This window comes from Streptomyces filamentosus (assembly GCF_014654895.1).
Classification (GTDB): domain Bacteria; phylum Actinomycetota; class Actinomycetes; order Streptomycetales; family Streptomycetaceae; genus Streptomyces; species Streptomyces filamentosus.
Genome location: NZ_BNBE01000001.1, coordinates 460,785 through 486,579, shown reverse-complemented (window position 1 = coordinate 486,579; position 25,795 = coordinate 460,785). Strand labels below are relative to the sequence as shown.

The window sequence follows — 25,795 nt, the reverse complement described above, 5'->3', positions numbered from 1 at the left end:
GCGCAGGACGGCCCCCACTCCCCGGCGCCGGGCCGTCCCTCAGCGGCGGGAGACCCAGCCCTTCTCGTACGCGTGCCAGCCCAGCTGGAGGCGGGTCGTCACCGCCGCCAGTTCCATCAGGCCCTTCACCCGCCGCTGCACGGTCCGCAGGCCCAGGTCCAGCTGCTTGGCCACGCTCGCGTCGGTCATCCCGGCGAGCAGCAGGGAGAGGATCTCCAGGTCGGTGGTGTCCGGGCCGGGCACCTGGTCCTCGGTGATCTGCGCGCCCGCGCCCAGCCGCAGCGGCAGCGCCTCCCGCCACACCGCCTCGAAGAGGCCCATCAGGGACTCCAGCAGTCCGCTCGCGTGCACCACCAGCGCCGCCGGCTCCGCGCCCCGGCCGGTGAGCGGGACCATCGCCAGGTTCCGGTCGGCCACCACCAGCTTGGTCGGCACCCGGTCCACGACCCGGATCCGCTCCTCGCGGCCGAGCGCCGCCGACAGTTCGAGCAGCCCCGTGGGGAGGGTCAGCACCTCCCGCTCGATGACCACCCGGTAGCTCACCCCCCGCCCGGCGGCCAGCTCCTCGGCGTCGTTCTCCAGGCCGGTGACCGCGATCGGCCGGCCGGTGACCAGCGCGCAGACCTCCTCGGTCGCGCCGAGCTGGAGCTGGAGGAAGCGGTGGGTGACGGCGCTCGCCCCCGTGACCACCTCGACCAGGTCGTGCACGGCCGGCTCGGCCGCCTCCGCCCGGTACTCCTCCGCGAGCAGCGCCGCCGCCAGCTCCGCCTGCTCCAGCTCGTGCCGCTGCTGGGTCAGCAGCGCGCCGAGCGCGACCGCGGGCGGCGCCGCCACCCAGCGGCCGGTGCGCGCCGAGGACTGGGCGGCGAGGCCCTGCGCCTCCAGCCGGCGCAGGGCCCGCTCGGTGTCCTGCTCGGGCAGCGAGAGCCGGTGCGCCAGGTCGGTCACCTCGGCCGCCCCGAGCGCGATCAGCGCCCGGTAGGCCGACTCCTGCCGCTCGTCGAGTCCTATCGCTCCCAGCATCGGTTCCCGCCCCTCGCCGTGCCCCCGGCACACCGCGCGGGACGTTCCGCGAGTGTTCTCCGGAGGCATTCGTTCCGTTGGTGATCTGGCGGGAAACGGCCACGGCGTATTCCCGCCTCGCCCATCATCCCTGCACCGTCCCCACCTCTGCCAATGTGGCGCCACCGCAGCACCAACCGCCTTCGGAGACGGGTGTCTTGCGCCTGTTGTCCGGATTCTGATGGGGAGAGCGATGCGCCCGATTTCGCGTACGGCCCTGGGGGCGGCGACCGCCGCCGTCCTGGCCGTCACCGCGGCCCTGCCGTCCGTCGCGGCCCAGCCGCAGGCCGGCGCCCCGGCCGAACGCCCGCCGGTCGGCAGCGAGGCCCAGGCCCGCACCGGGGAGCGGCCCGCCACGGTCACCCTGGTCACCGGCGACCGCGTCCTGGTCGGCCGGGACGAGCGGGGCAACCCCGCCGCCACCGTGCTGCCCCGCGAGGACGGCACCGTGCCCCTGGTCCAGACCCGCCGCTCCGGCCAGGACCTGTACGTCTACCCCGAGGGCGCCACCGACGCGCTCGCCGCCGACCTGGTCGACGAGGAGCTGTTCAACGTCACCGGCCTGGTCCGCCAGGGCTACGACGACGCCTCCACCGCCACGCTGCCGCTCATCGCCGTCTACGGCTCCGGCGCCACCGCCCGCACCACCCCGGCCGCCCCGCGCGGCGCCCGTCGCGGCCAGGTCCTCAAGACCATCGGCGGCGTCGCCCTCCGGGCCGAGAAGAAGCAGGCCGCCACCTTCTGGGCCGAGGTCTCCGCACCCGCCGCCCGCTCCGCCTCCGCCGGCATCGAGAAGCTCTGGCTGGACCGCAAGGTCGAGGCGCTCCTGGAGCGTTCGACCGCGCAGGTGCACGCCCCCGAGGCGTGGGCCGCCGGCTACGACGGCACCGGCACCAAGGTCGCGGTCCTCGACACCGGCGCCGACGCCGAACACCCCGACCTGAAGGGCCGGATCGACGTCTCGGAGAACTTCACCGACTCCGACACCGCCGACGACTTCCAGGGCCACGGCACCCACACCATCTCCACCGTCGGCGGCTCCGGCGCCGCGAGCGGCGGCCGGAAGAAGGGCGTCGCCCCCGGCGCGCGGCTCCTCAACGGCAAGGTGCTCAACGACTCCGGATCCGGAGCCGCTTCGTGGATCATCGCCGGCATGGAGTGGGCCGTCGCCCAGGGCGCCGACGTCGTCTCCATGAGCCTCGGCAACCCCTCGGAGACCGACTGCGACGACCCGATGAGCGCCGCCGCCGAGAAGCTCGCGCAGAACGAGGGCACCCTCTTCGTCATCGCGGCCGGCAACACCGGCCCGTCCCTCAACTCGGTCTCCTCGCCCGGCTGCGCGCCCAGCGTCCTCACCGTCGGCGCCACCGACCGCGACGACTCCACCGCGTACTTCTCCAGCCGCAGCCCGATGGCCAACGAGGCCCACACCCTCAAGCCGGAGATCGCCGCCCCCGGCGTCGGCATCTCCGCGGCCGCCGCCGGCGGCCGGGGCATCTACGCGTACCGGTCGATGTCCGGTACGTCGATGGCCACCCCGCACGTCGCCGGCGCCGCCGCGATCCTGAAGCAGCGTCACCCCGACTGGACCGCCCAGCAGTTGAAGGCCGCGCTCGTCGCCTCCGCCGAGACCGACATCCCCGGCGACGTCCGGGAGACCGGCGGCGGCCGGCTCGACGTCAAGGCCGCGATCGACCAGACGGTCCTCTCCGCCCCCGCCGTCCAGGGCGGCACCCACCACTGGCCGCAGGACAGGAGCGACCGCACCACGGTCACCGTCCCCTACACCAACACCGGGGACCGGCCCGTCACCCTCGACCTCGCCGTCGAGAAGGTCACCGGCAACGACGGCTCCGCCGTCCGGTCCGCCGTCGCCCGCCTCGGCGAGCGCCGCGTCACCGTCCCCGCCGGCGCCACCGTCCGGGTGCCGCTGATCCTCGACCCCAGCGCCCGCCTGGAGCGCGCGCAGTACGGCGACGTCACGGGCAGGGTCGTCGCCACCGGCCGCGGCGGCGTCCACGTCTCCACCCCGTTCTCGCTCTACGTCGAGCCCGAGACCGTCACCCTCCGCGTCAAGCTGATCGACCGTCGGGGCAGGCCCGCCGACGGCGCGTCCTCGCTCGACGTCATCGGCACCGACACCGCCACCGGCGAACGCCGCTTCAACGAGGGCGCCGCCGACCAGGTCTTCCGGGTGCGTCCCGGCAGCTACTTCCTCACCTCCTTCGTCACCACCCCCGACGCCGGCGAGGGCGCCACGCTGACCGACTCGCTCACCCACCTGGCCCGGCCGCAGGTCGAGGTGCGGAAGGACACCACCGTCGTCCTCGACGCCCGCGAGGCCGCCAGGCTCTCCGTCCGCACCGAGCGCCCGTCCGAACTCCGCGGCACCACCCTCGCGTTCGCCCGCTCCTGGGACGACACCTGGCTGCACGCCGGGACCGCCATCGGCCCGCGCACCATCCGCGGCTACTACGCCTCCGTCGAGGGCGAGGCCCGTGACGGCTCCTTCGAGTCCGGCAGCTACTGGCGCGCCACCGCCCCGCAGCTCTCCTCGCTGCGCACCGGCGACGGCCTGGACCTCCACCCGGTCACCGCGTCCACCGGCTCCGACAACCTCGACGGCACCGGCTCCGCCGTGCTCGCCGACGCCGGCACCGGCACCCCCGACGAACTGAGGGCCGCCGGGGTCCAGGGCCGGATCGCGCTGGTCCGCCTCCCCGACGACAGCACCAGCGTCTCCGCCCTCGCCCGCGACGCCAGGACCGCGGGCGCGGTCGGGGTGCTCGTCCACCACGAGTCGGCGGCCCGCTGGTACCCCGCCGGCGGCTTCACCGGCGCCGGACTGCCCGCGCTCGGCATCCCGGCCGCCGAGGCCGCCGCGCTGCGCGAGCGGCTCGCCGCCGGAGAGGTCACCCTGCACTGGAAGGCCGCGGCCAAGCCCGCGTACGTCTACTCGCTCGCCTTCCCCGAGACCGGCGAGATCGAGGACGACCGGACCTACCGGGTCCGCGACTCCCGCCTCGGCCGCTCGGACGTCACCGTCGGCTCGGCCGGCGTCGCCGCGGACTTCATGAACTTCCCCGCCGCGTACCGTCCGAACGGCGTCTCCGTCGGCTTCGCCGGCCTGGAGACCGTGCCCGCCCCCGGCAGCCGCACCGAGTACTACACGCCCGGCGACACCTCCTGGCAGCAGATGACCGGCAGCAGCTTCCCCTACGGAGAGCTGATGGTCGGCGACCGGCACGCGTACACCGCGGGCGAGCGTCGCACCGAGCGCTGGTACGACGGCGTCATCGCCCCCACCGCCCCCCGGGACGCCCAGGGCGAGCCCGTCCTCGTCTCCGAGCGGCAGGGCAACCTCATCGGGTTCCAGGCCGCCATGTGGGGCGACGGCTCCCACTACGCCGAGCCCGGCTCCTTCGGCGACATCGGCAACCTGCTGCTGCGCCGCGACGGCATCGAGATCGGCCGCAACGCCTGGCCCTTCGGCGCCTTCGAGGTGCCCGCCGAAGAGGGCACGTACGAGCTGGAACAGAACACCATGAAGCTCGGCAACCGGAACTGGGCCCGCTCCACCTCCGTGCGCTCGATCTGGAAATTCACCTCCCGGCTCGACGAGACCGTCTATTCTCAGGGCATCCCGATCCTCTTCCCCCGGTACGACCTGCCGGTGGACGGGCTCAAGACCCTCGCCGCCACCGACGGCCAGCGGATCCGCCTCACCGCCACCGGACACGCGGGCCACCAGCCCGGCGACCTCGCCTCGGCCGCGCTCTCGTACTCCTACGACGGCGGCACCACCTGGACCGAGGCCCGGGTCGCCAAGGCGGGCGGCGAGTGGGTCGCGACCGTGAACCACGCGGGCGCGACGGGCAAGCAGGTCACCCTGAAGACCGAACTGACGGACGCCGAAGGCAACTCCGTCACCCAGACCGTGGTCCGCGCCTACGACGTGCGCTGACCACGCCGGTCCGCCGGACGTCCTTCCCGTGGGGGGTGGGGCCGTCCGGCGGACCACCCATTCGCCGCAACGGTTTTCCTCGTGTCCCGTTTTCCCGCGCCGCCCGCGGTGGACAATAAGGGCATGACGCAGCAGGGGGACCACTGGTGGGACGCTCTCTACGACGACGCGGCGGAGGACACCGCCCCGGCGGCCTCGGGCGACAGCCTCGACGCCCGCTTCGCCTCCGCCACCCGCGCCACCGCACCCACCGCCCCACCACCCCGCCCGGCCCCGGAGCCCGAGCCGGCGCCCGGCCCTCCGGCCGCCGCGCCCCCGGCCCCCACACAGGCCCCGGCCCCGACACAGGCTCAGGCTCCGGCTCCTGAGACGGCCGTCGGTCCGCCGCCCCCGGCCCACCCCGCCGTGCCCGCCCCGCCGGTCCCGGCCGCCGCGCCCCCGCCGCCCCGGCCGGTGCTTCCCGCGCCCCCGGTCCAGGCCCCGGCCGCCGCGCCGCGGACCCCGACGGCGCCGGCCGCGCCGGAGGCCGCCGTACCGCCGCCGGTCCGCCCGCCCGCCGCCGCGCCCCCGGCTCCGCCCGCCGCGCCCCCGGCCCCGTCCGCGCCGCCCGCCGCCCCGCCGCCCGTGCGGACCGTGCTGCCGCCCGTGGCGTTCGGGCCCGCGCCCTGGGAGGCGCCGGGGGCCGGGACCGGGACGGGGCCCCGCACCTTCCCCTCGCCGCCGCGGGCACCGGAACCCGACCCCGCGCCCGCGCCGGAGGCGGCCGCGGGGGAGGACGCCACCGTCCAGGTCCAGGTGCGGGCCGCCGGGGGCCACGAGCCGACGCTCCAGGTGCCCGTGCCCCGGCCCCGTACCGGCTTCGTCGGCAGCAGACCGCCCACGTACGAGGCGGAGCCCACCGCACTGCCCGCCGCGCGGCCCGGCGCGCTCGGCGACCTGGTCGCCGACACCGTCCTCGACGGCGCCCGCTACGGCTCCGCCACCCTCCGCGCCGCCTCCGTGCGCGGCGACTCGGCCCGCTACCGGGGCGAGCCCCGCCGCGACGCCCTCCTCACCGCCCGCTTCGGACACGACGAGGCCGCCCTCGTGCTCGTCGCCGTCGCCGCGGGCTCCCGCGCCGCCGACGAGGCCCACCTCGCCGCCGGGGACGTCTGCCGCTGGATCGGCGAGGCCGTCGGCCGCAGCCACGCCCGCCTCTCCGAGGACATCCGCTCCGGCCGCCGCGGCGACCTCAAGTCCGGACTGCACCGGCTCACCGACCGCACCTACGGCCGGCTCCGGGCCGGCGCCGCCGAGCGGGGCCTGGCGCCCGACGCGTACACCGCCACCCTGCGCTGCCTGCTGATCCCCGCCGACCCCGACTGCCGCACCCGCGTCTTCTTCGGCGTCGGCGGCGGCGGGCTCTTCCGTCTCCGCGACGGCGCCTGGCAGGACATCGAGCCGCTGCTCCCGGACCCCGCCGCGGCCGCCGGCGCGCCCGTCGTCGGCTTCGGCTCGACCCCGCCGCACGGAGTTCCGGAAGCGACCGACGAGGGCGACCGGCTCACCATGGACCTCGGCATCACCACCGCCCCCGGGCCGCTCGTCGAGGACCCCGTCCCGCCGCCCGCCGAGCCCTTCCGCTTCCGCGCCTCGGTGGCCCGGCCCGGCGACACCCTCCTCCTCGCCTCGCCCGGCCTCGCCGAGCCGATGCGCGGCGAACCCGCCCTCGCCCGCGAGCTGGCGGCCCGCTGGGCCGGCGCCGAGCCGCCCGGCCTCGCCGCCTTCCTCGCCGACACCCAGCTGAGGGTGACGGGGTACGCCGATGACCGTACGGGAGCCGCGGTCTGGGAGGCGTGAGGAGCCGGGCCGTGTGTTGATGGACCCATGGCCAAACAGAACGTAGCGGAACAATTCGTCGACATCCTCGTCCGCGCCGGGGTGCAGCGGCTGTACGGGGTGGTCGGCGACAGCCTGAACCCGGTCGTCGACGCCATCCGGCGCAACCCCGCCATCGACTGGATCCACGTGCGGCACGAGGAGACCGCGGCCTTCGCCGCGGGAGCCGAGGCCCAGATCACCGGCCGCCTCGCCGCCTGCGCGGGCTCCTGCGGCCCCGGCAACCTCCACCTCATCAACGGCCTGTACGACGCCCACCGCTCGATGGCGCCCGTGCTCGCCCTCGCCTCCCACATCCCGTCCAGCGAGATCGGGCTCGGCTACTTCCAGGAGACCCACCCCGACCAGCTGTTCCGCGAGTGCAGCCACTACAGCGAGCTGATCTCCAACCCGAAGCAGATGCCCCGGCTGCTGCACACCGCCGTCCAGCACGCCGTCGGCCGCGGCGGCGTCTCGGTGGTCTCCCTCCCCGGTGACATCGCCGACCAGCCCGCGCCGGAGAAGACCACCGGCTCCGCCCTCGTCACCTCCCGGCCCACCGTCCGCCCCGGCGACGCCGAGATCGACGACCTGGTCCGGATGATCGACGCGGCCGAACGGGTGACGCTCTTCTGCGGCAGCGGCACGGCGGGCGCCCACGCCGAGGTGATGCGCTTCGCCGAGCGCCTCAAGGCCCCCGTCGGCCACGCCCTGCGGGGCAAGGAGTGGATCCAGTACGACAACCCCTTCGACGTCGGCATGAGCGGACTGCTCGGCTACGGCGCCGCCTACGAGGCCACCCACGAGTGCGACCTGCTGATCCTGCTCGGCACCGACTTCCCGTACAACGCCTTCCTGCCCGACGACGTCCGGATCGTGCAGGTCGACGTCCGCCCCGAGCACCTCGGCCGCCGCTCCCGCCTCGACCTCGCGGTCTGGGGCGACGTCCGGGAGACGCTGCGCTGCGTCACCCCCCGGATCCGGGAGCGCACCGACCGCCGCTTCCTCGACAAGATGCTGAAGAAGCACGCCGACGCCCTGGAGGGCGTGGTCAAGGCGTACACCCGCAAGGTCGAGAAGCACGTCCCGATCCATCCCGAGTACGTCGCCTCCGTCCTCGACGAACTCGCCGACGACGACGCGGTCTTCACGGTCGACACCGGCATGTGCAACGTCTGGGCGGCCCGCTACCTCACCCCCAACGGCCGCCGCCGGATCATCGGTTCCTTCAGTCACGGCTCCATGGCCAACGCCCTGCCGCAGGCCATCGGCGCGCAGTTCACCGACCGCGGCCGGCAGGTCGTCTCGCTCTCCGGCGACGGCGGCTTCTCCATGCTCATGGGCGACTTCCTCACCCTTGTCCAGTACGAACTCCCGGTGAAGATCGTGCTGTTCAACAACTCCTCGCTCGGCATGGTCGAGCTGGAGATGCTGGTCGCCGGCCTCCCGTCGTACGGCACGACCAACAAGAACCCCGACTTCGCCGCCGTCGCCCGCGCGGCCGGCGCCTACGGCGTCCGCGTCGAGAAGCCGAAACAACTCGCCGGCGCGCTCAAGGACGCCTTCAAGCACAAGGGCCCCGCCCTCGTCGACGTCGTCACCGACCCCAACGCCCTCTCCATCCCCCCGAAGATCAGCACCGACATGGTCACCGGCTTCGCCCTCTCCGCCGGGAAGATCGTCCTCGACGGCGGAGTGGGCCGGATGCTCCAGATGGCCCGGTCCAACCTGCGCAACGTCCCGCGCCCCTGAGGACCCGCGGGTCCGGCGCATGCCCCAGGCCCCGCGGGGCAGGCTTTCCCGTGAGCCTGTTCGACGCGAACACGGGTGGGGGTTATGGCCGGGAAGGCACGACAACCGACTCAACTGCTCAGGAAGGTCGGGGGGACGGACCTGACCGCGGTGCCGGAGGTCCGCCACGCGTTACGGCAGCTGCTGGCCGCCTGGGGCGGACCGGGCGCCGGCGAGGTGGCCGAACTGCTCACCAGCGAACTCGTCACCAACGCCCTCGTCCACACCGGTCACGGGGCCGTGGTGAGCGCCACCGTCGAGCCGGAGCAACTGAGGGTCGAGGTCCGCGACTTCGAGCCCGGGCTCACCGAGCCGTTCGTACCGCCCGCCGACGACGGTACGCACGGCCGGGGGCTCTTCCTCGTCAGGGAACTCGCCGACTCCTGGGGGATCGAGGAGCGCGGCACCGGGAAGGTCGTCTGGTTCGAACTGAACGGCGGGGCCGCCTGAGGGCGGCCCCGCCGTCCGGGGCGGAGCGGTCGGCCGGTCAGCCGAGCTTCCGCTCCATCTCGGAGATCTTCGCCTCCAGGTCGTCGAGCAGGGGCAGTCCCTGCGTGTCGTCCTCGGCGGTGAGGTCCACCGTCCGAGACCTGCTACTCGCCCTGACGGCTTGCAGGGAGGGCCGGGGCCGAAGAGGCAGCTGTCCCGGGTCCGCTATGGCGGGTTCCGCGACGCCCGCGGTGACCGCGGCCGTCGCGGAACCCGACCCGGACCCGGGGGCCTGGCCCCCGCCGGTCCCGGTGGCGGCGCCCAGCGCCGCCACCTCCACCTGGCGCCCGCGCCCGAAGGCCCGGTGCTGGCGGTTGAGCGCCTTGATCTGCGCCCGGTCGAGCTTGGCCTGCTCGCGCCGGCGGATCCGGTTCTGCTCCTTCTCGCGCCGGTCCTCCCGGACCTCGTCCACGGCCTCGTCCAGGGTCCGCACGCCTTCCAGGAGCATCAGCGACCAGGCCGCGAAGGTCTCCCGGGGGGCGCGCAGCCACCGCACGATCCGGATCTGCGGCAGCGGGCGGGGCACCAGGCCCTGCTCGCGCAGCGCCGCCCGGCGGGTCTGCTTCAGCGCCCGGTCGAAGAGCACCGCCGCCGACAGGGACATCCCCGAGAAGAACTGGGGAGCCCCGTCGTGGCCCAGACCGCGCGGCGCGTGCACCCAGTTGAACCAGGCGGCCGCGCCCGCGAAGAGCCAGACCAGGAGACGGGAGCCGAGGGCCGCGTCGCCGTGGCTGGCCTCGCGGACGGCGAGCACCGAGCAGAACATCGCGGCGCCGTCGAGGCCGAACGGCACCAGGTACTCCCAGCCGCCCGTCAGGTTGAGGTTCTGCCGGCCGAAGCCGACGAGCCCGTGGAAGGAGAGCGCCGCCGCGACCGCGGCACAGCAGAACAGCAGTCCGTAGGAGGCGAATCCGTAGATGGCCTCCTTGCGTCTGCGGCGTTCCTCGCTGCGCTCCCAGGAATCCTCGGCCGCGGCCTGGTCACCGGCGCGCTTACCGCGCGCGAGCACCGCAACCGCCGTCAGGACTCCGGCCACCATCACGCCGCCCGGAAGCAGCCAGTCCAGCGATATGTCGGTCAGTCTCATGCGGTGTCCCTCGCATCGCAGTGGGGCATTTGGCCGCCCATACTGTCCGACCGACCGGGGGACCCAGGGGGGTTTCGGCGCAAGAGCACGCCAACGGGGACCCAGGGCGCACGAATAGGTACGTTCTTGTCGAACATCCTTGCGTGGAAAGCGAGTTGAGTTCGATCCGCATCACCCTTGCGGGTGGTGTGATCCTCAGGCGGTCGCGGCGAGCCGCTGGACCCGTTCCGCGTCGCAGGTGCGCGGGCAGGTGAGGCAGGTGTCCTCGGGGCGCAGCGTGTAGAAGAAGCAGCAGGCGGCCCGGTCCCGGGTGGCGCGCGGGACGCCGTCCGGCCCCTCGGACCCCGGGAGCGCGCGGAAGCCCGCCCCGCCCGCGTACGGCTTCTCCGGCTTGCGCCCGGTGGTGCCGGGCAGCAGCTCCTCCAGCTCGGCCATGGCCCGCTCCTCCTCGCCGAGCAGGGTGCCGACGTACCAGAGGCCCTCCACGACCTCGTCCGTCACCATGCCCCACAGGGCCCGGCGGCCCCGCCGCAGCCGCGGGCCGAAGCCGTCGAGCAGGGCCTCGAAGTGCGCGGAGAGCGAGGCGCGGACCTCCGCGCGCAGGGCCTCCTCGTCCGCCACCACCCGGGCGCCGGGCAGTGCGGCGGCGGGGTCGCCGGGCAGACAGGCGAACTCCTCGACGCGGACCGCCATCCGGCCCAGGACCCGCTGGAAGGAGACCGCGCCGACGGGGAGGCGCGGGACCCGGCGCTCCAGGAACCAGGGGACGGTCACCAGGAGGCAGGCGGGCCAGGCGTAGCGGTGCAGTCCGAAGCTCGCGACGACGTCGGGGCGGGCCTGCCGGCCGTGGTCCCGGAGCACCTGCGCGTTGTCCCAGGCGAGGAAGGCGTCCAGGGCGGGCCCGCCGGCCGCCAGGTCCTCGGCCGGGACCCAGCCCGCGCCGCGCGGCAGCCGCGCGCCCCGGGCCGTCTCCTCCACGCGCAGGCCGGGGAACGCCTCGGAGAGCCGGGCGTAGGAGGCCGCGACGGGCGAGGTGGGGAGGGAGGGCAACAGGGTGGGGACGGTCATGGGGGCCACCGAATCGCGATCGTTAGCAGGTTAGCCTTACCTTACCCGAAACGGCATCACGTCTCACCACCACCGGACCCGCTCCCACCTGCGCCGAAAGGGCGCGATCCCGCGGAACGGTCCGTTCGCCTATGGTGCACAGGGGATCCCGGCGGCGCGAGCCGGGCCCGGCACGAGGCCGCAGGAGGACCCGGGTGGAGCAGGGCGCAGCACGCGAGCGGGCGACGGAGGGACCGTCCGTGCGATTCGGCGTCCCCGGAACCGAGGGGTACGGGACGCGGGGGTACGCCTCCGACGCGTACGGCTCCGGTGCGCACGACCCCCGCGCGTACGGCTCCGGCGGCGGCGCTCGCGAGGCCGGCGGCCCAGGGGGCGTACCGGAGGCGGAGCGGGATGCGCGGGTCCCCGAGCAGGCGCGGGGCGAGCACACCCACGGCGAGGCCCCCCTGCCCGGCGGCGGTCCGCGGGCCGTGCGGCGGCACTCGGTCCGGGGGCAGGTCCTCGACGCCCTGCGCACCGCCCTCGTCGCCGGGGAGCTGCGGCCCGGCGAGGTCTACTCCGCCCCCGCCCTCGGCGAGCGCTTCGGCGTCTCCGCCACCCCCGTCCGCGAGGCCATGCAGCGCCTCGCCGTCGAGGGCGCCGTCGAGGTCGTCCCCAACCGAGGCTTCCGCGTCGTCGTCCGCACCCCCCGCGAGCTGGCCGAGCTGGCCGAGGTCCGCGCCCTCATCGAGGTCCCGGTCATGCTGCGGCTGGCCCGCACCGTCCCCGCCGCGCGCTGGGCCGGACTCCGCCCGCTCGCCGAGGCCACCGGCGCCGCGGCGGCCCGCGGCGACCGCGCCCACTACGCCGAGACCGACCGCGCCTTCCACCACGCGGTCCTCGCCCTCGCCGGGAACGAGCAGCTCCTCGCCATCGCCGACGACCTCCACCGCCGCTCCCAGTGGCCCCTCCTCAGCGCCCCCGTCCCGCGCCACGCCGACCTGGTCGCCGACGCCGCCGAGCACAGCGCGCTCCTGGACGCCCTGGCCGCCCAGGACCTCCCGGTCGTCGAGGCCCTGGTGCGGGAGCACTTCGCCGGAGCCTGAGAGGGGGAGCGGGGCGCTCCCCGGGCGCCGTCCGGGGAGTGGCCGGAAAGTGCGGTGGAAGGGGTGCGGCGGAGGGGGCGCCCCGCGTCACCGGGGCCCACTAAGGTCGGGGGCGTCAGCCCGTACCGCGTCACCCGTGAGGTGTGCCCCATGCCGTCCGCGACCCCGTCCCCCGCGGACGGACGCCGACCCTCCCCCAGCAGCGGTGCGGACCCCGGGGCCACCGCCCTGCTCGGCTGGCTCACCGACCCGGACGCGCCCCGGCTGTGCCTGGTCACCGGGGGCGCGGGGAGCGGGAAGACGGCGCTGCTCGGCTGGCTCGCCGGGCACGAGACCCGGGCCCGGCGCGGCCGGACCAGGACCGCCCGGGTCCTCGTCCCCCTCGCCGGGCAGAGCGCCCTCGGCGTGGCCTGGACGCTGGCCGACCGCCTGGGCGTGGTCGCCAGGACCCCCGCCGACCTCGCCCCCGCCCTCGCCACCAGCGAGGCCCGCCGTGCCGGGCGGACCGTCCTGCTCCTCACCGACCTGCACGCCGCCGCCGAGCCGGAGGCCGTCGCCGAACTCCTCGCCGGGCTCGCCGAGATCGGCCGGATCCGGCTGGTGGTGGAGGTCCGCACCGGCACCCGGCCGCCCCGGGCCGCCCGCACCACCGTCGTCGACCTCGAAGGGGACGGGGACGTCCCGCCCGTCCCGTCCGCCCCGCCCTCGCCCCCGCTGCCCGAGCTCTCCGACCCCGCCGCCGTCTGCGCCGCCGACCCGCTGCTCGTCACCACCGGCTACGCCGCCCGCGCCGAGGACCACGGCGGGCTGCGGGACGCCTGGCTGCGGGCCGGACAGGCGGTGTGCGCGGCGGACGGCCCGGCCGGCCGGGCCCTGGTGCTGCTCACCGCGCTCGGCGACGGCGCCGACCCCCGGCTGCGGCCCGCCCTCGCCGCGCGGGCCGGGGCCGCGCCGTGGCGGATGCGCTGGGCGCGGCACCGCGGCGACGTCGCCCCGCCCTGGCCCGGACCGGTCGCGGTGCTCGGCGCCACCGCCGGGGGCCCCTCGGCCGGACTGCTGCTGGTCGGCGACGGCACGGGCACGGTCCGGCTGGTGCGGGAGTCCGACGCCGCCCCCGAGGGACGGCTCGCGCACCGGGCCGGCGGCCGGATCACGGCCCTCGCGCCCACCGCGGACGGCACGGTGCTGCTGCTCGACGAACGCGGCCGGCTGCACACGGTGCCGGGCACGGCCCCCCGGCCGCCCTATCTGGAGCGGCTGACCGAGGCCGTCTCCACCACCCTGTCCCGGCACCCCGGCACGGCCCTCGCGGCCATCGCGGGCTCGGTGGTGGTGGGGGACCGGCTCGGCTCCGTCCACGCCTTCGGGGTGACCGGCCTCCACCAGGCCGCCGCGCACAGCGGCCGGGTCACGGCGGTGACCGCCGTCGAGTCGGAGACCCCCTTCGTCTGCTCGGGCGGCGCCGACGGCACCGTCCGGCTGTGGACCCCCGGCCGCGCGCCCGTCCCCGAGCCCCTGGCCGAGCGCGGGGCGCCGGTCGTGGCCCTGCACGCGGCCCCCGCCCCCGGCGGCCCGCTCGTCGCCGCCGCCTGGGCGGACGGACGGGTCGAGCTGATCCCCGCCGAGGGCGGCCGGCGCCGTTCCTTCCGGCCGGGCCCGGCGGTCCGCGCCGTCGCGGTCACCGCCACCGGGGCGCTCGTCGTCGGCACCGACGAGAGCCTCGTCTGCCTCGAACCGCGGTGAGGGTGACGCCCCGTCACATGGCGGTGCGGGGCGTCAGCTGGCCGGCCAGCCAGGTCGGCACGCCGCCCAGGAGGCGGAAGAGGCGGCGGGCCTCGGCGCGCAGCCGGCCCGCCTCCGGTTCCGTCTCCGTGTCGGCCAGCGCGGTCAGCGCCGGAGCCGTGCCGACCAGATAGCCCAACTCCTCCCGGATCCGCAGCGATTCGGCGAAGCCGTGCCGGGCCTCCGCCAACTCGCCCTCGCGCAGGGCCAGTCCGGCGAGGTGCCGCCAGGTGGAGGAGAGCAGCAGCCGGTCGTCCTGCGCGGTCGCCCCGGCGTGCGCGCGGCGGTACGCGGCCCTGGCCGCCTGCGGGGAGTCGCCGAGGTTCTGCGCGATCAGCCCGCGCCGGTAGTCCAGCAGCGGACGGCCCGCCGCCGAGGGGGCGATCAGGGCCGCGGCCCGGCCCAGCGCCATCCGGGCCTCGTCGGCGCGGTCCCGCACGCCGAGGAGGGTGGAGGCGTAGGCGAGGTAGCCGCGTTCGCAGGCCGCCGCGCCGCGCTCCTCGTCGCTGCTCGCGACCGCCTCGGCGGCGCGCAGCGCCTCCTCGGCCTCGGCCCAGCCCTGTTCGGTGTAGAGGCAGCGCTCGATCAGCAGCGCGGCCCGTTCGAGCGCGGCGGCCGGTTCGTGGGCGCGGGGGGCGAGCAGCGCCGCCGCGTCGGCCCAGCAGCCGCGGGAGCGGAGCCGCCATATGGCGGTCTCCACCGGAGTCTCCTTGCCGTGGGCGAGGGACGGGTCTCCGCCGCCCCCTGATTCGGAACCAGACATGGCGGTGTCCGCCACATTGCCCTCCCCGAGCGCGCCATCGAGCTGTTGAGTAGGACGGCATCTCAGCACGAAGGGGAGTACCCGGCCAAGGGGTCGGGTGAAAAATTTCACAAAGCCGCGGAGCGGGTGGGGCGCGCCGCCGGAGCCGGGGCGGAGGGGCCGTCGGGGGCCGCCGGGGCCCGTGATCACGGGGGTGATCAGGGAGGGCGGCGGTGCGCGGGGCGGCGGCGGAAGGGTGCGCCGAGGGGCCTCGTCCCACCCCTCAGGACTCAGCCGAAGGAGTGAATTCCGCAAGCGGCCGGGTGCCTTCCGGAAGGCACCCGGCCGAGGGCGGGACGGCGCCGGCCCGCGCGGGGCTGTCGGCTCATGAGGAGGCGTCGGCTCGCGCGCGGGGCGTCACCTCGTGACGCGGGCGTCAGCTCATGCGCAGGGCGAGGAAGAAGTCGAGCTTGTCCTCCAGGCGGGACAGGTCCCGGCCCGTCAGCTGCTCGATCCGGCCCACCCGGTAGCGCAGCGTGTTCACGTGCAGGTGGAGCCGGGTCGCGCAGCGCGTCCAGGAGCCGTCGCAGTCCAGGAACGCCTCCAGCGTCGGGATGAGCTCGGCGCGGTGGCGCCGGTCGTAGTTCCGCAGCGGGTCGAGCAGCCGGGCGGTGAAGGCGCGCCGCACGTCGTCCGGGACGAAGGGCAGCAGCAGCACGTGCGAGGCCAGCTCGTGGTGGCCCGCCGCGCAGACCCGGCCGGGGCGGGCGGCCGCCACCCGGCGGGCGTGCCGGGCCTCCTCCAGGGCGCCGCGCAGGCCCTCCGCCGAGTGCACGGCGGCGCTGACGCCCAGCGTGAGCCGCCCGTCGTCGGCGAGGCCCGCCGAGAGCGGAGCCCGTACCGCCGCGAGCAGGGCGTCCGCGTGCAGGCCCAGGGCGGGGGCCGGGCCGTCGTCCTCGCTCTCCGGGAGCGGGCCGCCGGCCAGCGGCACCAGCGCGATGGCCTCGTCGCCGGTGTGGGCGACGGCGATCCGGTCGGCGGACTCGGCGCCGGCGGTCGCCGGGTCCACCAGGATCTCCTCCAGGAGCGCCTGGGTGACCGGGCCGGCCTCGATCGGGGCCTGGCCGCCGTCCTGGTCCCACTCGACGCGGGCGACGACGACCTGCCAGTGCGGGGCGGCGCCGAGGCCGGGCAGCAGCACCGGGGCGGCGACCCGCAGCCGGGCCGCGATCTCGGCGGGCGCGGCACCCGTCTGCACCAGCTCCAGGACCTCCTGGGCGAGGCGGCGGCGCACCGTGCGGGCCGCGTCGCGCCGGTCGCGCTCGACGGAGATCAGCTGGGTGACGCCCTGGAGCAGGTCGAGCCGGGCGGCCGGCCAGTCCCCGGCGTCGGCCTCGACGGCGAGCAGCCAGTCCGACAGGACCGTCTCGCGCACGTCCCGGGCGGCGGGCCCGGCGGCCCGGCCGGTGTTGCGGATCGGGAAGAGCGAGTACGCCGTGCCGTGCGAGGTCAGCCGGTGCGGGCCGCGCCGGCCGGTCCGGGTGGCGGCCAGGTGCTCGCCCGCCAGGCCGGCGGCGAGGGCCGGGTCGAGGGGCTCGCCGGCGCCCGCGATCTGCCGTCCGGTGGGGGACAGGACCCAGGCCCGCAGGTCCAGGTCGGAGCCGAGGAGGTCGAGGACGGCCTCCGGGCCGCCGCCGGCCGGACCGGAGGTCATCAGGCGCCGGTGCCGGTCCACGACGGCCGCCAGGTCGCCGGCCCGCTCGCCGGAGACCTGGCGGACGACGTGCTCGGTGATCGTCGCGAACGCAACGGATTCGTTGACCGCGAAGAGCGGCAGGCGATGGCGCGAACACGCCGTCACGAGATCGTCGGGGATGTCGCCGAGCTCGGCCTCGCCGGCCGCGAGCGCGGCCACCCCGGTCTGGCTGAGGATCCGGACGAAGGGCTCGGCGTCGGCCGGCTCCCGCAGCCAGGCCAGACCGGTGAGCACCAGCTCGCCGCCCGACAGGTAGCGGCTGGGGTCCTTGAGGTCCGTGGTCATCACGCCGCGGACCGAGCGGTCCAGCTCGTCCTCGCCGCCCAGCAGGCGCAGCCCGAGCGCGTCGTTCTCCAGCAGTGCGCGCAGCCGCATGGTGTCGCCGCCGTTCCTTCGAGTGGGTGGTGGGGTTGTCGCATAGTCGACGGGTGGGGTCGGCGGAGTGGTGTCACCGTTTCCAGGGGGAAACAGCGAGGTGACAGGTGTCCGCCTTTCGTTCGAATCTACAAGACGTGCCGGGGCACCGGCCAACTCCTTCATGTTTTCGGTTACTGCACACCGGGTCGGCGGGCTTGTGTACTAGGCCACACACCGCGTGAACAGGACATGAACACCGAAGTCGAGGGCCGAACGTCCCCCAGGGCCCAGACGTCCGACCCCCACCAGAATCACTAGAAGAGAGCCACCATGGACTTCCTTCGCCCCGCCAGCTGGGAGGAGGCGCTCGCCGCCAAGGCAGAGCACCCCACAGCCGTGCCCATCGCCGGCGGTACCGACGTCATGGTCGAGATCAACTTCGACCACCGGCGACCCGAGTACCTGCTGGACCTGAACCGCATCGAGCTGCTGCGCGAGTGGGAGGTCGGCGAGGAGAACGTCCGGCTCGGCGCTTCCGTTCCGTACACGCAGATCATGGAGAACCTGCGGGCCGAGCTGCCGGGCCTGGCGCTCGCCTCCCACACGGTCGCCTCCCCCCAGATCCGCAACCGGGGAGGAGTCGGCGGCAACCTCGGCACCGCCTCCCCGGCCGGTGACGCCCACCCCGCCCTCCTCGCCGCCGGCGCCGAGGTCGAGGTCGAGTCGGTGCGCGGCAGCCGCTTCATCCCGATCGACGAGTTCTACACCGGCGTGAAGCGCAACGCGCTCCAGCCCGACGAGCTCATCAAGACCGTCCACGTCAAGAAGGCGGACGGCCCCCAGCAGTACTCCAAGGTCGGCACCCGCAACGCGATGGTCATCGCCGTCTGCGCCTTCGGCCTGGCACTGCACCCGGAGACCCGGACCGTCCGCACCGGCATCGGTTCGGCCGCGCCCACCCCGATCCGCGCCAAGGAGGCCGAGTCCTTCCTGAACGCGGCCCTGGAGGAGGGCGGCTTCTGGGACAACGGCAAGATCATCACCCCGTCGATCGCGAAGCAGTTCGCCGACCTGTGCTCGGGCGCCGCCAACCCGATCGACGACGTCCGCGGCACCGCGAAGTACCGTCGCCACGCCGTCGGCATCATGGCCCGCCGCCAGCTGGGCTGGACCTGGGAGCAGTACCGCGGCACCGGCCGCCCGCTTGAGGGAGCTGCATGACCATGCGCGTCAATTTCACCGTCAACGGCCGTCCGCAGGAAGCCGACGACGTCTGGGAGGGCGAGTCCCTCCTCTACGTCCTCCGCGAGCGCCTGGGCCTGCCCGGCTCCAAGAACGCCTGCGAGCAGGGCGAGTGCGGTTCCTGCACGGTCCGCCTCGACGGCGTGCCGGTCTGTTCCTGTCTCGTCGCCGCCGGTCAGGCCGAGGGCCGCGAGGTCGTCACGGTCGAGGGGCTGGCGGACTACGCCAAGCAGCGTGCCGAGCACGGCGGTTGCGCCTCCGGCGCCTGTGGCACCTCCATCGACTCCGCCAAGAAGTGGGAGGCGAAGCCGCAGGACTCCCAGACCGGCGAGGGCGTCGAACTCTCCCCGATCCAGCAGGCGTTCATCGACGCCGGCGCCGTCCAGTGCGGCTTCTGCACCCCCGGCCTGCTGGTCGCGGCCGACGAGATGCTGGAGCGCAACCCGTCCCCGACGGACGCGGACATCCGCGAGGCGCTCTCCGGCAACCTCTGCCGCTGCACCGGTTACGAGAAGATCCTCGACGCGGTCCGCCTGGCGGCCGCGCGCCAGGAGCGTCAGGGAGAGGCGGTCTGACGATGGCTCAGAACACCCGTACCGTACCGGTGGGCACGCCCACCGACGTCACCCAGAACCACGTCAAGGGCGGCATCGGCGAGTCCACGCTCCGCCCGGACGGCACCCTCAAGGTCACCGGCGAGTTCGCCTACTCCTCGGACATGTGGCACGAGGACATGCTGTGGGGCCAGATCCTGCGCTCCACCGTCGCACACGCCGAGATCGTGTCCATCGACACCTCCGAGGCCCTCACGATGGACGGCGTCTACGCCGTGCTGACCCACGAGGACCTGCCGGCCGCGAAGAACTACGGCATGGAGTTCCAGGACACCCCGGTCCTCGCCTACGGCAAGGTCCGCCACCACGGCGAGCCGGTCGCCCTCGTGGCGGCCGACCACCCGGAGACCGCCCGCCGCGCCGCCGCCAAGATCAAGGTCGAGTACCGGGAGCTCCCGGTCGTCACGGACGAGGCGTCCGCCCTCGCCCCCGACGCGATCCTGGTGCACGAGAACCGCGACGACCACCACTCCGGTCACGTCCCGCACCCCAACATCGTGCACCGCCAGCCGATCATCCGCGGCGACGCCGCCGAGGCCGCGAAGCGCGCCGACGTGATCGTCACCGGCGAGTACACCTTCGGCATGCAGGACCAGGCGTTCCTCGGCCCCGAGTCCGGCCTCGCCGTGCCGGCCGAGGACGGCGGCGTCGACCTCTACGTCGCCACCCAGTGGCTGCACTCGGACCTCAAGCAGATCGCGCCCTGCCTCGGCCTGCCCGAGGAGAAGGTCCGGATGACCATGGCCGGTGTCGGCGGCGCCTTCGGCGGCCGCGAGGACATCTCCATGCAGATCCTCGCCTCGGTCCTCGCCCTGCGCACCGGCAAGCCGGTCAAGATGGTCTACAACCGGTACGAGTCCTTCTTCGGGCACGTCCACCGGCACCCGGCGAAGCTCTGGTACGAGCACGGCGCCACCAAGGACGGCAAGCTCACGCACGTCAAGTGCAGGATCGTGCTCGACGGCGGCGCGTACGCCTCCTCCACGGCCTCGGTCGTCGGCAACGCCTCCTCCCTCTCGATCGGCCCCTACGTCGTCGAGGACGTGGAGATCGAGGCGATCGGCCTCTACACCAACAACCCGCCCTGCGGCGCCATGCGCGGCTTCGGCGCGGTCCAGGCGTGCTTCGCCTACGAGGCCCAGATGGACAAGCTCGCGGCGAAGCTGGGCATGGACCCGGTGGAGCTGCGCCAGCTCAACGCCATGGAGCAGGGCACGATCATGCCGACCGGCCAGGTCGTGGACTCGCCGGCCCCGGTCGCCGAGCTGCTGCGCCGGGTCAAGGCCCGCCCGCTGCCGCCGGAGCGCCAGTGGGAGACCGCCGGCGAGGGCGCGGACGTCCGCGCGCTGCCCGGCGGCCTGTCCAACACCTCGCACGGCGAGGGCGTCGTGCGCGGCGTCGGCTACGCGGTCGGCATCAAGAACGTCGGCTTCTCCGAGGGCTTCGACGACTACTCGACCGCCAAGATCCGCATCGAGGTCATCAACGGCGAGGCCGTCGCCACGGTCCACACCGCCGCGGCGGAGGTCGGCCAGGGCGGCGTCACCATCCACGCCCAGATCGCCCGCACCGAGCTCGGCGTCCAGCAGGTCACCATCCACCCCGCCGACACCCAGGTGGGCTCGGCCGGTTCGACCTCCGCGGGCCGCCAGACGTACATGACCGGCGGCGCCATCAAGAACTCCTGCGAGCTCGTCCGCGAGAAGGTCCTGGAGATCGGCCGGCGCAAGTTCGGCTCGTACCACCCGGCGTGGGCCAACGCCGAACTCCTCCTGGAGGGCGGCAAGGTCGTCACCGACGGCGGCGAGGCCCTCGCCACCATCGCGGACGTCCTGGAGGACCAGGCCGTGGAGGTCGAGGAGGAGTGGCGGCACCGTCCGACCCAGGCCTTCGACCTCGTCACCGGCCAGGGCGACGGCCACGTGCAGTACGCCTTCGCCGCGCACCGCGCGGTGGTGGAGGTCGACACCGAGCTCGGCCTGGTCAAGGTCATCGAACTGGCCTGCGCCCAGGACGTCGGCAAGGCGGTCAACCCGCTCTCCGTGGTCGGCCAGATCCAGGGCGGCACCACCCAGGGCCTGGGCGTCGCGGTGATGGAGGAGATCATCGTCGACCCGAAGACCGCGAAGGTGCGCAACCCCTCCTTCACGGACTACCTGATCCCCACCATCCTCGACACGCCGACCATCCCGGTCGACTACCTCGAACTGGCCGACCCCAACGCGCCGTACGGCGTGCGGGGCATCGGCGAGGCCCCGACCCTGTCGTCCACGCCGGCCGTCCTCGCGGCGATCCGGGCGGCGACGGGCCTGGAGCTCAATAAGACGCCGGTCCGCCCCGAGGCGCTCACCGGCACCCTGTAGGACCCTCCGGGCGGTGCGCGCCTCCCCGGGAACGTCACACCTTCCCCGCGCACGCGCCGCCCGGAGTCGTATCCCCGCAGTGCCCCGCAGCACCCCGTTCGTCTCGGGCCGTCCCCCGGGTCGTGCAGCCAACGAAATATCCCAAATCCCGCGTTCTCCACCTCAGAGTTCGACATCTGATGCGGGTGCCCCTTTGAACCTTGGGAGTAGGCCCCATGACCCAGTCGTCCGTGGAGCCCAAGACCGCAGCGGAAGACGCGGGCTCCGGCTCGCGCAACCCCGCCGGACGGTCTTGGCTCGACCGGTACTTTCACATCTCGGAGAGAGGATCCTCCGTCGGCACGGAGATCCGCGGTGGCGTCACCACCTTCATGGCGATGGCGTACATCCTCCTGCTCAACCCGATCCTCCTGGGCGGCCCGGACGTCGACAAGCACGTCCTCGCCTCCTCCGCCGTCATCACGGCGACCGCCCTCGCGGCGGCGGTGACCACCCTGCTGATGGGCTTCGTCGGCAAGGTCCCGCTCGTCCTCGCGGCCGGCCTCAGCGTCTCCGGCGTGCTCGCCACCCAGGTCGTCCCCCAGATGACCTGGCCGCAGGCCATGGGCATGTGCGTGGTCTACGGCCTGGTGATCTGTCTCCTGGTGGTCACCGGCCTCCGCGAGATGATCATGAACGCCATCCCGCTGCCGCTCAAGCACGGCATCACCATCGGCATCGGCCTCTTCATCGCCCTGATCGGCTTCAACAAGGCCGGCTTCGTCGGCGCGGGACCGCAGTTCGGCCCGCCCGTCACCATGGGCTCCGGCGGCGAACTCGTCGGCTGGCCGGTCCTGATCTTCGCGGTCACCCTGCTCGCGATCTTCGCCCTCCAGGCCCGCAAGGTCCCCGGCGCCATCCTCATCGGCATCGTCGGCGGCACGATCGTCTCCCTGATCGTCAACGCCGTCGCCGACATCCCCGCCAAGGGCCCCGGCTCCTGGGCCAACGGCTCCCCGGAGCTCAAGGGCAGCGCGGTCTCCGCCCCGGACTTCTCGCTCTTCGGCGACGTCTCCTTCGGGGGCTGGGGCGACGTCGGCTACATCACCGTCGGCGTCATCGTCTTCACCCTGGTCCTCGCCGGCTTCTTCGACGCCATGGCCACCATCATCGGCGTCGGCACCGAGGCCAACCTCGCCGACGACAAGGGCCGCATGCCCGGCCTGTCCAAGGCCCTCTTCATCGACGGCGCGGGCGGCGCGATCGGCGGCGTCTCCGGCGCCTCCGGCCAGACCGTCTTCGTGGAGTCCGCCACCGGCGTCGGCGAGGGCGCCCGCACCGGCTTCTCCTCGGTGATCACCGGCCTGTTCTTCGCGGCCTGCCTCTTCTTCACCCCCATCACCCAGATCGTGCCCCGCGAGGTCGGCTCCGCCGCCCTGGTCGTCATCGGCGCGATGATGATGATGAACGCCAAGCACGTGAACTGGGGCGACAGCTCCGTCGCCATCCCGGTCTTCCTGACCGTCGTCCTGATGCCGTTCACCTACAGCATCACCCCGGGCGTCGCGGCCGGCGTCATCGCCTACACCGTCATCAAGGTGGCGCAGGGCAAGGCCCGCGAGGTCGGCGCGTTCATGTGGTGCCTGACCGCGATATTCATCGTGTTCTTCGCCCTTCACCCCATCGAGGGATGGCTGGGCGTCAGCTGACGCCCGACCGCCGCCCTCCCCACACCGCCAAGGAGACCGACATGCTGGACATCGCCGAAGAGCTGCACCGGTGGGTCGAGCAGGGACGCGACTTCGCCGTGGCCACCGTCGTGGCCGTCGGCGGCAGCGCGCCCCGGCAGCCCGGCGCCGCGCTCGCCGTCGACAGCGAGGGCACGGCGATCGGCTCGGTCTCCGGCGGATGCGTGGAGGGCGCGGTGTACGAGCTGTGCCGGGCGGCGCTCGACGACGGCGAGGTCGTCGTCGAACGCTTCGGCTACAGCGACGAGGACGCCTTCGCGGTCGGTCTGACCTGCGGCGGCATCATCGACATCCTCGTCACCCCGGTCCGCGGCGGGGTCTTCCCCGCCGCGCTGGCCGCCGCCGTCTCGGGGGAGGCGGCGGCCCTCGCCCGGATCGTCTCCGGCCCCGGCGAGCTGCTCGGCCGGGCGCTCCTGGTCCGCCCGGACGGCTCGTACGAGGGCGGGCTCGGCGGCCACCCGGAGCTGGACCGCACCGCCGCCGCCGAGGCCCGCGCCCTGCTCGACGCCGGCCGCACCGGCACGGTGGAGATCGGCGAGGACGGCAGCCGCTGCGGACAGCCGCTGACCCTGCTCGTCGAGTCCTCCGTCCCCGCCCCCCGCATGATCGTCTTCGGTGCCATCGACTTCGCCTCCGCGCTCGTCCGGGTCGGCAAGTTCCTCGGCTACCACGTCACCGTCTGCGACGCCCGCCCGGTCTTCGCGACCGCCCGGCGCTTCCCCGAGGCCGACGAGGTCGTCGTCGAGTGGCCCCACCGCTACCTGGAGTCGACGGAGGTCGACGCCCGTACCGTCCTGTGCGTGCTCACCCACGACGCCAAGTTCGACGTCCCCCTCCTCCGGGCCGCCCTGAGGCTCCCCGTCGCCTACGTCGGCGCGATGGGCTCCCGCCGCACCCACGAGGACCGCAACGCCCGGCTCCGCGAGGTCGGCGTCACCGAACTCGAACTGGCCCGCCTGCGCTCTCCGATCGGCCTCGACCTCGGTGCCCGCACCCCGGAGGAGACGGCCCTGTCGATCGCCGCGGAGATCGTCGCCGACCGCCGCGGCGGCAGCGGCGTCTCCCTCACGGGCGCCCACACCCCGATCCACCACGACGGCCCGGACGCCCCCGTCGCGGGCCGCATCGGCTCCGTCGCCTAGATCCCGGCTCCCCCCCCCGCACGTCACTCCCCGCGGCCTGCCCCCGGAGCGGTCTGCCGCCAGAATGGGAGGTGCCGGAGGGGAAGGTACGGAGAGCGGACGGAGGACCCGTGACGGACGGGCGGCTGATCCACGAGGTGCAGACCGTGCTGGCCCGCGCCGGCTACGGCTCCGGGAGCGGCCTCACCGTGATGGCCCACGGCGACGGCGTCCGGGTCGGCTGGCACGCCGACGCCCTCGTCCGGCCCGCCATCGCCGCCCACGCCGACGACCCCGAGGTCGCCGGGTTCGCCCGGATGGACGGCATCCGCGCGGTGCTCGGCCAGGCCCTCCTCAGCGTCTTCCGCGAGGCCGGCTTCACGGCCACCGCCACCGCCGACGGCGAGGTCCTCGTCACCCGCGCGCCCCGTCCCGTCCCGGGCGGGACGGGACGGGGCCAGGACTGACGCCCGGCACCGACCGGCGCCCGGGGCCGACCGGCGTACGGGGCCCCGCCGTACGGGGGGACCCCCGGCGAGGACCGGGGCCCGGCCGGGCCCGTGCTCAGGGGCCGGGCCAGGCGTACGACGGCGCGCCGTCCCCCTCGTCCGGGAGGCCGAGGAGGCCGTTGCCCTCCCGGACGTCCCGGAAGGCCCGCGGTTCGGCGGTCAGGGCGCCGTCCGGGCCGACCGTGACCGCCAGGGCGTGCCGCCCCGGGCAGACCGGGCGCTCGCCCTCGGGCCGCTCGCAGTACAGGACCCAGCCGCCGAACCGGTCGACCCGGCCCGGGACCAGCTTCCAGACGCCGGTGAACTCGGAGGTCACCGCGTCCGGCAGCGGCGGCTCGGCGCGGGTGCGGAGCCACTCGGCCGCCGCCTCCCGGACCGCCGCGGCGAAGCGCTGCCGCTCCTCGAAGGGCTGGACGAGGTCGATCTCGCCCGAGTCCCGGTCGAGCCGCCCGCCGGGCCCCGCGCGGAACCCCACCCGGTGGTACGTCCCCGAGCCCAGCCTCCCCAGCCGCTCGCCGGAGGTGAGCCGCACCAGGGAGGGGAGCCCGGGGTCGCCGGGAAGGCCGTCCGCGCGCTCCGGCGGGGCCACCTTCACGGAGAGGTACGGGGGCGCCGCGCCGCCCCGGGCCCGGGTCCACCGCTCCAGGCAGGCGCCGACGGACGCGACCAGGGGACGTACGGACTCCGCGTCGACGGGGGCGGCGATCCACGGCCCCGTCCCGTCGGCGGACAGCCCGTGCACCTCGTACCCGCACGCCCCGAACTCCCGCCGCATCAGCCGGAACCCGTCCGCCTCCCGCCGCGCGTCGGCGACCGCGGCGGTCAGCCGCTCCGCGCAGTCGCGGCCCTCGCAGTCGCTCTTCTCCGCGTCCACCCGCAGCCGGACGACGGCGTCGGCGTCGCCCACCACGCGGAAGCTCACCTCCGAGCCGCCGGCCTGCGGGAAGAGCGTGCGGGCGCCGATCACCTCCAGCTCGCCGGGGGCGACCCGCTCCGCGATCTCCACCGCGCGCCCCCGGTCGTCCCCGGTCGAGAAGGTCCCGCAGCCGGTGACGCCGGCCGCCGCCAGGACCAGGGCGAGCGCCCCCGCCCGACGGCGCCCCGCGCCGCGCCGTGACCGTGCCATGAGGGCCTCCCCGCCGCCGTCCGCGTCTCCCGGACCGACGGTAGGCCGGGAGC

General features: G+C 74.9%; 18 protein-coding genes. 12 read left to right on the top strand and 6 right to left on the bottom strand.

The genetic code is table 11. From position 1 onward, the window contains the following. Positions 1–39: 39 nt before the first annotated feature. Positions 40–1,023: a helix-turn-helix domain-containing protein gene (locus IE326_RS02165; RefSeq protein ID WP_150235691.1), complete on the bottom strand. Its 984-nt coding sequence runs from the start codon at positions 1,021–1,023 to the stop codon at positions 40–42. A gap of 232 nt (positions 1,024–1,255) precedes the next feature. Here IE326_RS02165 and IE326_RS02160 point away from each other — a divergent pair, with 232 nt between their 5' ends. From IE326_RS02160 to IE326_RS02145, 4 genes are all read left to right on the top strand, one after another. Further along, complete coding sequence (locus IE326_RS02160; RefSeq protein WP_190040672.1) at positions 1,256–5,026, top strand: S8 family peptidase; 3,771 nt, start codon at positions 1,256–1,258, stop codon at positions 5,024–5,026. A gap of 123 nt (positions 5,027–5,149) precedes the next feature. Next, positions 5,150–6,865: a protein phosphatase 2C domain-containing protein gene (locus tag IE326_RS02155; protein WP_190040671.1), complete on the top strand. Its 1,716-nt coding sequence runs from the start codon at positions 5,150–5,152 to the stop codon at positions 6,863–6,865. A 27-nt stretch (positions 6,866–6,892) separates the two neighbouring features. After that, on the top strand, positions 6,893–8,635 hold the full coding sequence (locus IE326_RS02150; protein WP_150235686.1) for a pyruvate dehydrogenase: 1,743 nt from the start codon (positions 6,893–6,895) through the stop codon (positions 8,633–8,635). A 150-nt stretch (positions 8,636–8,785) separates the two neighbouring features. Next, positions 8,786–9,124, top strand: a complete 339-nt coding sequence (locus IE326_RS02145) for an ATP-binding protein (RefSeq protein ID WP_308440297.1) — start codon at positions 8,786–8,788, stop codon at positions 9,122–9,124. A gap of 37 nt (positions 9,125–9,161) precedes the next feature. On the opposite strand, the gene IE326_RS02140 is transcribed toward IE326_RS02145, so the two are convergent. Continuing rightward, entirely contained in the window at positions 9,162–10,250 is a 1,089-nt protein-coding gene (locus tag IE326_RS02140) for a DUF2637 domain-containing protein (protein ID WP_150235682.1), read from the bottom strand. Between the two features lie 195 nt (positions 10,251–10,445). After that, positions 10,446–11,318, bottom strand: coding sequence for a (2Fe-2S)-binding protein (locus tag IE326_RS02135; protein ID WP_190040670.1), 873 nt, complete (start codon positions 11,316–11,318; stop codon positions 10,446–10,448). Between the two features lie 194 nt (positions 11,319–11,512). Here IE326_RS02135 and IE326_RS02130 point away from each other — a divergent pair, with 194 nt between their 5' ends. Both IE326_RS02130 and IE326_RS02125 read left to right on the top strand, forming a co-directional pair. Beyond that, positions 11,513–12,403 (top strand): GntR family transcriptional regulator, encoded by an 891-nt coding sequence (locus IE326_RS02130; RefSeq protein WP_373310151.1) that lies wholly within the window; start codon positions 11,513–11,515, stop codon positions 12,401–12,403. A 150-nt stretch (positions 12,404–12,553) separates the two neighbouring features. Further along, positions 12,554–14,146: a WD40 repeat domain-containing protein gene (locus IE326_RS02125; protein WP_190040668.1), complete on the top strand. Its 1,593-nt coding sequence runs from the start codon at positions 12,554–12,556 to the stop codon at positions 14,144–14,146. 13 nt (positions 14,147–14,159) lie between these two features. On the opposite strand, the gene IE326_RS02120 is transcribed toward IE326_RS02125, so the two are convergent. Together IE326_RS02120 and IE326_RS02115 are read right to left on the bottom strand one after the other, a co-directional pair. Further along, positions 14,160–14,963, bottom strand: a complete 804-nt coding sequence (locus IE326_RS02120) for a hypothetical protein (RefSeq protein ID WP_373310150.1) — start codon at positions 14,961–14,963, stop codon at positions 14,160–14,162. A gap of 400 nt (positions 14,964–15,363) precedes the next feature. Further along, the gene (locus IE326_RS02115; RefSeq protein WP_190040667.1) at positions 15,364–17,058 is read right to left on the bottom strand and encodes a PucR family transcriptional regulator; all 1,695 of its coding nucleotides are present in this window, start codon (positions 17,056–17,058) and stop codon (positions 15,364–15,366) included. A gap of 312 nt (positions 17,059–17,370) precedes the next feature. On the opposite strand from IE326_RS02115, the gene IE326_RS02110 reads away from it, so the two are divergent. From IE326_RS02110 to IE326_RS02085, 6 genes are all read left to right on the top strand, one after another. After that, entirely contained in the window at positions 17,371–18,261 is an 891-nt protein-coding gene (locus IE326_RS02110; RefSeq protein ID WP_150235674.1) for an FAD binding domain-containing protein, read from the top strand. Between the two features lie 2 nt (positions 18,262–18,263). After that, on the top strand, positions 18,264–18,857 hold the full coding sequence (locus IE326_RS02105) for a (2Fe-2S)-binding protein (RefSeq protein ID WP_150235672.1): 594 nt from the start codon (positions 18,264–18,266) through the stop codon (positions 18,855–18,857). A 2-nt stretch (positions 18,858–18,859) separates the two neighbouring features. Further along, positions 18,860–21,259, top strand: a complete 2,400-nt coding sequence (pucD, locus tag IE326_RS02100) for a xanthine dehydrogenase subunit D (RefSeq protein WP_150235670.1) — start codon at positions 18,860–18,862, stop codon at positions 21,257–21,259. A 215-nt stretch (positions 21,260–21,474) separates the two neighbouring features. Further along, a complete protein-coding gene (locus tag IE326_RS02095) occupies positions 21,475–22,947 on the top strand; it encodes an NCS2 family permease (protein ID WP_030760417.1) in 1,473 nt (490 codons plus the stop codon). A 41-nt stretch (positions 22,948–22,988) separates the two neighbouring features. Beyond that, positions 22,989–24,128 carry an XdhC family protein gene (locus IE326_RS02090; protein ID WP_150235666.1) on the top strand — a complete coding sequence of 380 codons (1,140 nt, stop codon included), beginning with the start codon at positions 22,989–22,991 and terminating at the stop codon, positions 24,126–24,128. 110 nt (positions 24,129–24,238) lie between these two features. Continuing rightward, positions 24,239–24,574 (top strand): hypothetical protein, encoded by a 336-nt coding sequence (locus tag IE326_RS02085; protein ID WP_150235664.1) that lies wholly within the window; start codon positions 24,239–24,241, stop codon positions 24,572–24,574. A 97-nt stretch (positions 24,575–24,671) separates the two neighbouring features. Here IE326_RS02085 and IE326_RS02080 read toward each other — a convergent pair whose 3' ends face one another. After that, positions 24,672–25,742, bottom strand: a complete 1,071-nt coding sequence (locus IE326_RS02080) for an SCO7460 family lipoprotein (protein ID WP_190040666.1) — start codon at positions 25,740–25,742, stop codon at positions 24,672–24,674. Positions 25,743–25,795: the final 53 nt, after the last annotated feature.

What these genes read in the sequence shown, in the direction of transcription:
- IE326_RS02160 (WP_190040672.1), top strand. Translation starts at nt 1,256, where the DNA reads ATGCGCCCGATTTCGCGTACGGCCCTGGGGGCGGCGACCGCCGCCGTC.
- IE326_RS02095 (WP_030760417.1), top strand. Translation starts at nt 21,475, where the DNA reads ATGACCCAGTCGTCCGTGGAGCCCAAGACCGCAGCGGAAGACGCGGGC.
- IE326_RS02135 (WP_190040670.1), bottom strand. Translation starts at nt 11,318, where the DNA reads ATGACCGTCCCCACCCTGTTGCCCTCCCTCCCCACCTCGCCCGTCGCG.
- IE326_RS02110 (WP_150235674.1), top strand. Translation starts at nt 17,371, where the DNA reads ATGGACTTCCTTCGCCCCGCCAGCTGGGAGGAGGCGCTCGCCGCCAAG.
- IE326_RS02105 (WP_150235672.1), top strand. Translation starts at nt 18,264, where the DNA reads ATGCGCGTCAATTTCACCGTCAACGGCCGTCCGCAGGAAGCCGACGAC.
- pucD (WP_150235670.1), top strand. Translation starts at nt 18,860, where the DNA reads ATGGCTCAGAACACCCGTACCGTACCGGTGGGCACGCCCACCGACGTC.
- IE326_RS02155 (WP_190040671.1), top strand. Translation starts at nt 5,150, where the DNA reads ATGACGCAGCAGGGGGACCACTGGTGGGACGCTCTCTACGACGACGCG.
- IE326_RS02115 (WP_190040667.1), bottom strand. Translation starts at nt 17,058, where the DNA reads ATGCGGCTGCGCGCACTGCTGGAGAACGACGCGCTCGGGCTGCGCCTG.
- IE326_RS02080 (WP_190040666.1), bottom strand. Translation starts at nt 25,742, where the DNA reads ATGGCACGGTCACGGCGCGGCGCGGGGCGCCGTCGGGCGGGGGCGCTC.
- IE326_RS02150 (WP_150235686.1), top strand. Translation starts at nt 6,893, where the DNA reads ATGGCCAAACAGAACGTAGCGGAACAATTCGTCGACATCCTCGTCCGC.
- IE326_RS02165 (WP_150235691.1), bottom strand. Translation starts at nt 1,023, where the DNA reads ATGCTGGGAGCGATAGGACTCGACGAGCGGCAGGAGTCGGCCTACCGG.
- IE326_RS02090 (WP_150235666.1), top strand. Translation starts at nt 22,989, where the DNA reads ATGCTGGACATCGCCGAAGAGCTGCACCGGTGGGTCGAGCAGGGACGC.
- IE326_RS02125 (WP_190040668.1), top strand. Translation starts at nt 12,554, where the DNA reads ATGCCGTCCGCGACCCCGTCCCCCGCGGACGGACGCCGACCCTCCCCC.
- IE326_RS02140 (WP_150235682.1), bottom strand. Translation starts at nt 10,250, where the DNA reads ATGAGACTGACCGACATATCGCTGGACTGGCTGCTTCCGGGCGGCGTG.